The organism is Acinetobacter sp. NIPH 1852, from assembly GCF_022549455.1.
Classification (GTDB): Bacteria; Pseudomonadota; Gammaproteobacteria; order Pseudomonadales; family Moraxellaceae; genus Acinetobacter.
On the sequence record NZ_JAKZGG010000008.1, the window covers coordinates 155,961 to 163,985 of the forward strand.

10 protein-coding genes are annotated in these 8,025 nt (G+C 39.9%); all 10 read left to right on the forward strand.

Translation table 11 applies throughout. The annotated features are described in order from the left end of the window. The first annotated feature begins 48 nt into the window (after positions 1-48). Positions 49-1,470 carry an FAD-dependent oxidoreductase gene (locus MMO38_RS08635; protein ID WP_241323253.1) on the forward strand — a complete coding sequence of 474 codons (1,422 nt, stop codon included), beginning with the start codon at positions 49-51 and terminating at the stop codon, positions 1,468-1,470. A gap of 76 nt (positions 1,471-1,546) precedes the next feature. Further along, positions 1,547-1,759: an addiction module protein gene (locus MMO38_RS08640; protein ID WP_241323254.1), complete on the forward strand. Its 213-nt coding sequence runs from the start codon at positions 1,547-1,549 to the stop codon at positions 1,757-1,759. Further along, positions 1,756-2,031, forward strand: a complete 276-nt coding sequence (locus MMO38_RS08645) for a type II toxin-antitoxin system RelE/ParE family toxin (protein ID WP_241323255.1) — start codon at positions 1,756-1,758, stop codon at positions 2,029-2,031. Before MMO38_RS08640 ends, MMO38_RS08645 begins: the two co-directional genes overlap by 4 nt. 158 nt (positions 2,032-2,189) lie before the next feature. Next, positions 2,190-3,080, forward strand: coding sequence for a metal-dependent hydrolase (locus MMO38_RS08650; RefSeq protein WP_241323256.1), 891 nt, complete (start codon positions 2,190-2,192; stop codon positions 3,078-3,080). 213 nt (positions 3,081-3,293) lie between these two features. After that, a complete protein-coding gene (locus MMO38_RS08655; RefSeq protein WP_121928928.1) occupies positions 3,294-3,884 on the forward strand; it encodes a LemA family protein in 591 nt (196 codons plus the stop codon). A gap of 24 nt (positions 3,885-3,908) precedes the next feature. Continuing rightward, positions 3,909-4,970 (forward strand): TPM domain-containing protein, encoded by a 1,062-nt coding sequence (locus MMO38_RS08660; protein ID WP_241323257.1) that lies wholly within the window; start codon positions 3,909-3,911, stop codon positions 4,968-4,970. Next, positions 4,964-5,524 (forward strand): TPM domain-containing protein, encoded by a 561-nt coding sequence (locus MMO38_RS08665; protein WP_241323258.1) that lies wholly within the window; start codon positions 4,964-4,966, stop codon positions 5,522-5,524. Before MMO38_RS08660 ends, MMO38_RS08665 begins: the two co-directional genes overlap by 7 nt. A gap of 445 nt (positions 5,525-5,969) precedes the next feature. Next, a complete protein-coding gene (locus MMO38_RS08670) occupies positions 5,970-6,449 on the forward strand; it encodes a pilin (RefSeq protein ID WP_241323259.1) in 480 nt (159 codons plus the stop codon). A gap of 72 nt (positions 6,450-6,521) precedes the next feature. Further along, positions 6,522-7,244: a TraX family protein gene (locus MMO38_RS08675; protein ID WP_241323260.1), complete on the forward strand. Its 723-nt coding sequence runs from the start codon at positions 6,522-6,524 to the stop codon at positions 7,242-7,244. Between the two features lie 12 nt (positions 7,245-7,256). After that, a complete protein-coding gene (locus MMO38_RS08680; RefSeq protein ID WP_241323261.1) occupies positions 7,257-7,988 on the forward strand; it encodes a beta-lactamase family protein in 732 nt (243 codons plus the stop codon). Positions 7,989-8,025 lie beyond the last annotated feature (37 nt).

The following is an 8,025-nucleotide window of genomic DNA, read 5'->3' on the forward strand; positions in this document are numbered from 1 at the left end:
AGGTGCAAGCGGTGAATGACATCGCTGCGCCTACCCACGGAGAGAGACATGGCAGAACGCCTCAATAATGACTTTCAATTTCTGGATGTAGCACGCCAAGATCCAGAGAAAAAAGATATTACTGTCCGCAAAGCAGAGTTTGTGGAAATTTATAAGCCTTTTACTGCGGATGTGGCTGCGAATCAATCACATCGTTGTTTAGGTTGTGGTAATCCCTATTGTGAATGGAAATGTCCAGTACATAACTACATTCCAAACTGGTTGAAGCTGATTGCGGAAGGTCAAATTTTCCAAGCGGCTGAACTTTGCCATCAAACCAATACCTTGCCAGAAGTTTGTGGTCGTGTATGTCCACAAGACCGTTTGTGTGAAGGTGCATGTACCCTAAATGATGGCTTTGGTGCAGTAACCATTGGGAATGCTGAAAAATATATCAACGATACGGCATTTGCCTTAGGCTGGCGTCCAGATATGTCTGGGGTTAAGCCAACGGGTAAAAAAGTTGCGATTATTGGTGCTGGTCCTGCAGGCTTAGGTTGTGCAGATATTCTTGCACGCGGTGGTGTTAAACCTGTGGTATTTGATAAACGCCCTGAAATCGGTGGTCTTCTTACCTTCGGTATTCCAGAATTTAAAATGGAAAAAGATGTCATGAAGCGTCGCCGTGAAATCTTTACGGGGATGGGTATCGAATTCCGTTTAAATACTGAGATTGGTACAGATGTTACCATTGAACAGTTATTAGCTGAATATGATGCTGTATTCATGGGAATGGGCACTTATACCTATATGAAAGGTGGTTTCCCAGGTGAAGATCTCGATGGCGTTTATGATGCATTAGATTTCTTGATCGCTAACGTGAATCGTTGTCAAGGTTGGGAAAAAGATCCAAGTGAATACATCAACCTAGACGGTAAAAAAGTAATTGTGCTTGGTGGTGGTGATACCGCGATGGATTGTAACCGTACCTCACTACGCCAAGGTGCTCATGACGTGACCTGTGCTTATCGTCGTGATGAAAGCAACATGCCGGGTTCTGCTCGTGAAGTGAAAAATGCCTACGAAGAAGGTGTGAAATTCCTATTCAATCGTCAGCCGATTGAAATCGTGGGCGAAAATGGTCAAGTGACTGGTGTTAAGTTCGTAACGACTCAGTTAGGTGAGCCTGATAGCCGTGGTCGTCGTAGCCCTGAACCAATTCCGGGTTCTGAAGAAGTATTGCCAGCAGATGCGGTACTACTTGCTTTTGGTTTCCGTCCAAGCCCAGCCGACTGGTTTGGCAGCGCAAAGGTAAATCTAGATGGTTCAGGCCGTGTGGTTGCGGCTGAACATCAAGAATTCAAATTCCAAACCTCCAACCCGAAGATTTTCGCGGGTGGTGATATGGTGCGTGGTTCTGATCTTGTTGTGACCGCAATCTGGGAAGGTCGTGAGGCCGCGGAAGGTATCTTGGATTACCTCGGCGTGTAATTCAAACGTCTAAGCTATCGCTTTAAATAAAAATGCTGTAGATTATCTTTAATTCGAAATTTTTTTGGATGAGAAGATGACTACAGCATTTCCTATTGATCAACTTACAAAAACTGAAAAATTACAATTGATAGAGCGCTTGTGGCAGGACTTATCTACTGAGTCTGAGCTGCTTTCGCCACAGTGGCATGCTGAAGTTTTACAAAAAACAGAAGCATTGGTGGCGACACAGCAAAATCAATTTGTTGACTGGCAAGATGCTAAAAAACGATTGCAGAAGAAAACATGAAAATCCGTATTCTCGATTTAGCGATTCAGGATTTAGAAAGAGGTCGAGATTTTTATGAAAAACAACAACAGGACTTGGGTGAGTATTTTTTAGATTCCATGTTTGCAGATATTGAATCATTACAGCTCTATATGGGCGTTCATTCACAGTATTTTGGTTACTATCGTTTACTTGCAAAAAGATTTCCTTATGCGATTTATTATAAAGTGATAGAAACAGAAATACAGATTTGGCGGATTTTAGACTGTAGAGCACAGCCCACTGCGGAATGATAAGTGACGAGTGTTGTTACTAGCGATACGTCAAATTCCATTTTACACTTTATCTTTTTGGCGGTTTTTGCCAGTTCGATCATCTTTTTTGCCCTGTCATTGTGGTTTTTTCGAGGTAATACTCAAGGTCAGTATGAAAAATGATGCAGGCAATCAATATGGCTCTTGCAAATATCAACACAGAAAAAAATTATCTAAATCGTCCCAAAGCATTAGGGATTACCGTACGACGTTTGCAGTTTAATCCTAAAAAAATTAAGCGACATTATTTTGCGAATTCACCTGTGATGTCGCATCTCTTGACTGCTCTTTCCTCAACGTTCCCGATCGGTGAACAGTTTTTTGTCAACAGTGTTCGCAATGTTCGAGACAAAGTTCAAGATCCACAATTACAAGCGCAGATCGCTGCGTTTATTGGCCAAGAAGCGATGCATTCCAAAGCACATACCGAGTTTAATGATGCATGGCGGCGTGATGATTATAACCTTGATCGTTTTCAAACTTGGATTGCCAAACAGGATGAATCATTAAGAAAAGCGCATCCAAAACTTCAACTTGCTTTGACCTGTGCTTTTGAGCATTTCACCGCAATGTTAGGGGGCTACATTCTTAAACATCCTGAGGTTTTAAGCACTTTGGATGAGGATGCAATGAAGCTATGGGTCTGGCATGCAATTGAAGAAATCGAGCATCGTTCAGTGGCATTTGATGTTTATGAAGAGGTGTATGGGGATGATCGAATTCGACGTTTGTTGATGCGTAGCGTCACCACAGGTTTTGCGAGTTTGGTTTTTTATGGAACAACACGTTTGATCTGGCAAGATAAGTGGAAAAGTTTACCGAAAGTCGGTGGGAATTTATTTGGACTATACCTGTTGAGCAAAATGCTGATTCAATTGATTCCTGAATATTTATCATACTATCAAGCTGATTTTCATCCAGCCAAACATGATTACACGCGACTGGTGAACGATTGGAAAATACGTATGGCAGATGAATATGGCATGATTAGTTTTCAAGAAGAGACTGCTTCTAAAATTTATAGTTAACAGGTACAACTTTACCTACAAATAAGAATAAAATTTTAGACATGCAGATTTAAACACTTTGCTTAGCGAGGCATTACATCTAGACCTTGATGTAATGCCATTTTTATTTAAAGAGAAATAAAACAACTTTAATAAACTTTACACAGCGCACAAAAAATCACACTACAATGAATTATCGTGAAAAATATAAAGAAAAACTTGAGGATAAACTTTATGAAAGCTATGAAACAAACCGCCCTAGCAACCGTATTGGCAAGCAGTTTATTGTTTACAGGTTGTGGTTATAACACCTTGCAAGTCAAAGATGAAGCCGTCATCGCATCTTGGTCTGAAGTGCAAAACCAATACCAACGACGTGCTGATCTTGTTCCAAACCTAGTCAATGTAGTGAAAGGTTATGCCAAACATGAAGAACAAGTTTTGGTGGAAGTGACTCAAGCGCGCTCTAACGTGGCGGGTTTAAAAGTAGATAAAGAAGTCTTAGAAGACCCAGCCCTTTTTGAAAAATACCAACAAGCACAAAGTCAACTTACAGGTGCATTGTCACGTTTAATCGCTGTTTCAGAAAACTATCCTGATCTCAAAGCCAATGAAAACTTTCGAGATCTACAAGCACAGCTCGAAGGAACGGAAAACCGTATCGCGGTAGCACGTAACCGTTATATTACAACGGTACAAGATTACAATGCTTATGCGCGTCAATTCCCACAGGTGATGACGGCTAAAGTGATCGGTATGAAAACCAAAGAAAACTTTAAGGCGGAAGCATCTGCTGAACAAGCGCCAACAGTTTCTTTTAACTAAATTGGCATTGTGGGGAGTTACTGTATGATGAAAACGTCAAAGCAAGCATGGACGCAGCGAATTTACGCTGTTTTCATCCTTCTTTTTACAACACTTTGTTTTCAACATACGGTGTGGGCGGAGCAAGCAACGGCAACAGATCAAAGTGATGTGTTGATTGCTGGAAAAATTATTCAGGAACAACAAAAAAATCAATCCACTGCACCTGCCAACAGTAATGATCCTGCTCCAGTTCTGCCCAAGGTTGCTGATGATATGGCGGAGGGTGAGTCCATACGCGGCTTACCCACTTTAAATCAGCCAGTCATTGATCAAGCCAAGATATTGAGTGCTGCTGAAACGCAGCAGTTGAACCAAAAAATTCTCAGTCTCTATCAGCAGGGCAAGGCACAAATAGGTGTGATTATTGTACCGACCACGGGACAAGAAGCTATTTTTGACTTTGCTTTAAGGACTGGTGAAAAATGGCAATTGGGTTCGGCTAAACGCGATAATGGCTTACTGATTGCGATTGCGGTTAATGATCGTAATATTCAAATTCTGACAGGCTATGGCTTGGAAGGTGTTTTACCTGATGTGGTGCTGAGTCGAATTATTCGTAATCAGATCACGCCTGCATTTAAACAAGGTCAATATGCACAAGGTATTGCGGCGGGTTTGGATGAGATTACCCGAATCGTCAATTTAGATCCTGAAGTTGCACAACAAGCAGCACAGGAGTTAAAAGAGCGTCATGAGCAAGCATTACATCAGCAACAAGCCAAAGAAAATAGTCTTTCAATGGCACTCTTTATCTTGATTGCTGGCGTTGTGGGTTCATTGATTGTGGGTAAACGTCTCAGCGCGTCTACTGCGGGGGTTGCAGCAGTCGTGGCTGGTTTGGTCAATGGGGCTGGTGTGTTGATGAGCCTGTTGTTGGGCATCGGTGTGTTCTTTTTATTGATTACCTCACTGGCACAACTGATTTTCCAAGCCTTTTTATCAGGCGGTGGACGTGGCGGTGGTGGTTTTGGGGGCGGAAGTGGTGGTGGATATCGTGGTGGTGGCGGTGGTTTTGGCGGCGGAGGTGCATCAGGCTCATGGTAACTAAGACAGATACAACACAGATTATTACCCAGCCTAAACTGGATGAGCGGGTCCAACCTAGCTTGAAACGTTGGTTTAAGCATTTTTTATATATTTCTGCGGCACATCGCTATTTTAGTAAGCAAGATCGTTTAGAGATTGCGCAGACCGTACAGCAAGCTGAGCATGGACATGTTGGTGAGATACAGGTGGTGATCGAGGGGCATATCCCTTGTTCACAAGCCTATCATCAGGATACGCGGTTACGTGCGCAACAGCTCTTTGCTGAGTTGGGGGTATGGGATACTGAGTTGAATAGTGGCGTGTTGCTTTACTTGAATCTATGCGAGCGTAAAGTTGAGATCGTGATTGATCGCGGGTTAAAGAATGCAACAGATACTGAAACTTGGCAGCAGATTTGTCAGTTGATCATCGAAAAACTAAAACAGCAGCAATATCAACAGGGTATTTTGGCTGGTATTCAGGAAATCGGTCAGGTGTTGGCGATGTATTATGATCAGCCAATTTCCGATCAAACCAATGAACTGAGCAATGAGCCGATTATTTTGAATTAATAGAGCTTGTACAGTTCCAAATATTTCACCTTTGGCTGATGAATGAGACTTTTAGAAACTCAATGTTGGGGTATTTGCTTAGATTTGATTGTATCGTTTAATTAAGGGATATATCGCCTAGTGATAAACGGATGTTATTTGGCGATGAGTGGTAAGGTCAGTTACAAATTTTTTTATGTGACATACTTCGCTCAATTTTAAAACAATTAGAGCATCATCAAAATTGACTTTAAAATTCAAGACGGATAATGAGGGAAAGCTGACATTATTTGTCATTTTTCCTCATAAAATGTCCAAACTGCATCAATTGTGAACAGATGTAATATTGTTTTAAGTCTCTGTTTTTTTAAGTTAAAATTGGCTAAGCTAGGAGCTGGCATGAAACATGCTGAATACAAAGTAGCTGAATAAAGCTTATAAAAAATTTATACATTGGAGAAATGTTATGAACACAATGCAAAAGGGTTTTACCTTAATTGAATTAATGATCGTTGTTGCGATCATCGGTATTTTGGCGGCAATTGCGATTCCGCAATATCAAAACTACATTTCTAAGTCACAAGTAAGTCGTGTTATGTCCGAAACAGGTGCTGTTAAAACAGCAGTTGAAACCTGCATGATGGACGGACTTGCGTTGGCTGCTTGTGATTTAGGTTGGACGAATAGCAACCTCGTTGGTGCTTCGGGTGATGGTGATGGTGATGGTGGTGCGAGTGGTCTTCAAGGAGGTTTATCTGTTGAGATTACTTTAGCTGATAATACTGCTGAGATCGAAGCTACTTTTGGACAAAATGCTTCTGCTGCAATTTCTGGTGAGACTTTGACTTGGACTCGTACTGACACTGGTACATGGTCTTGTGCGACAACTGTTTTGCCTAAGTTCGCTCCAGCTGGTTGTCCTGCTGCATCTACTCCTACTGAATAATTTAAAAAATGATAGAAGCAAAAAAGGTGAGTTAATCTCACCTTTTTTCATGGATGAATGAACTGAATCATTATGCATAAGAAAATAAATTTTTTGCATCTAAAGATCATTGCTATTGTTGCAATGACAATTGATCATTTTGCTTGGTTATTTATTGAAACAGGTACATTTGAAGGGCAACTCTTACACTTCATTGGTCGTATTACTGCCCCCATGATGTGTTTTTTATTGGTTGAGGGATATTTCCATAGTAAAGATATAAAAGTATATGCGATACGATTGTTTGGCTTTGCCGTAATCTCTCAATTACCTTTTGTTGCGATGTTTGAAGGATGGGATGTCATTTTGAGTCATCCTGAAATTCTATTCTATAAGTTCAATATCTTATTTAATCTTCTGCTCGGTTTGCTATCACTTATAGTCTGGCACGCTAGACTTTCGTTAGCGATTAAAATTGTATTAACTACCTTGTTTTTATTGCTCTCCATTGAGATGGATTGGGGAGTTTTTATCACTGGTTTTGTATTGGTGTTGGCATATTTTAGAGAAAATAGAAATCAGCAAATCATTGCCTATTTGATAGCCGCGATGGCAATGTTGTTATTGGTTGATTTGGGTTTTATACATGCTTTACCTACATTGGTTTTACAGTGGATGCCAATAGGTATTTTAACTGTACCTATTTTTTGGTGGTTATGTAATTATCAGTTTGGAGATAGGTTTGGGGGGAGGTACTTTTTTTATCTTTATTACCCGGTCCATATGTTGGTTTTATCATTATTTAAATTATTATAGAGCTTAATATTCATGTCAAGACAGTTTTTACATATTAAAAATATTCAGAAAAAAGATATTATTATTCTATCTCTTCTGCTCTGTTTAATAATTAGTGGAACTTATTTGTATAGCAATAAAAATCAATGGCTGCAACGTACAGTTTATTATACATTACAAGCCCCTTTTGCTATAAAAACGATAAAATGTTCGCAAAATGCGCCTGAATTTATGCCTGAATTTATGAGGTATGTAATTGAAGAGCAGAAATCTTTGAACAATCAACTTGCTTTTAAAGATACTCAAGGAAAATTACATCATTGTGAAAGTGGTTGGGAAAATGGTTTTAATGGCGATCGTCTAATTACAGTGGATTCTCGTTTCCGCTATGCAAGCGTATCTAAAGTCATTACATCTGCAATGATTTTACATTTAGTAAATGAGGGTAAAATATCATTAGATCAAAAATTATTAGATATTATTGATATTCCTAAACCTAAAGATCAGAGAATAGAAAATATTACAGTTGCAATGTTATTAGAACATAGTGCAGGTTTTGATCGTTTTAAGACATTTACGCCTATGCTTACTATGGGGAAAAAGCCGTGGTGTCCAACAGACCTCAATAAACTATCAAATGTGATTTTAGACTTTGAGCCAAATACACAGTTTCAATATTCGAATGTAGGTTATTGTTTGTTGGGAGCGGCTTTGTTGCACAAACCTATCTGTAAAGGGTTTTTCAGCGATATAATTTTCAAATGAAGAAGCCTACACACAAAATCTACCGCACAACCAATTG

Coding starts and splice junctions, on each gene's coding strand:
- MMO38_RS08635 (WP_241323253.1), top strand. CDS start 49: ATGGCAGAACGCCTCAATAATGACTTTCAATTTCTGGATGTAGCACGC.
- MMO38_RS08640 (WP_241323254.1), top strand. CDS start 1,547: ATGACTACAGCATTTCCTATTGATCAACTTACAAAAACTGAAAAATTA.
- MMO38_RS08645 (WP_241323255.1), top strand. CDS start 1,756: ATGAAAATCCGTATTCTCGATTTAGCGATTCAGGATTTAGAAAGAGGT.
- MMO38_RS08650 (WP_241323256.1), top strand. CDS start 2,190: ATGGCTCTTGCAAATATCAACACAGAAAAAAATTATCTAAATCGTCCC.
- MMO38_RS08655 (WP_121928928.1), top strand. CDS start 3,294: ATGAAAGCTATGAAACAAACCGCCCTAGCAACCGTATTGGCAAGCAGT.
- MMO38_RS08660 (WP_241323257.1), top strand. CDS start 3,909: ATGATGAAAACGTCAAAGCAAGCATGGACGCAGCGAATTTACGCTGTT.
- MMO38_RS08665 (WP_241323258.1), top strand. CDS start 4,964: ATGGTAACTAAGACAGATACAACACAGATTATTACCCAGCCTAAACTG.
- MMO38_RS08670 (WP_241323259.1), top strand. CDS start 5,970: ATGAACACAATGCAAAAGGGTTTTACCTTAATTGAATTAATGATCGTT.
- MMO38_RS08675 (WP_241323260.1), top strand. CDS start 6,522: ATGCATAAGAAAATAAATTTTTTGCATCTAAAGATCATTGCTATTGTT.
- MMO38_RS08680 (WP_241323261.1), top strand. CDS start 7,257: ATGTCAAGACAGTTTTTACATATTAAAAATATTCAGAAAAAAGATATT.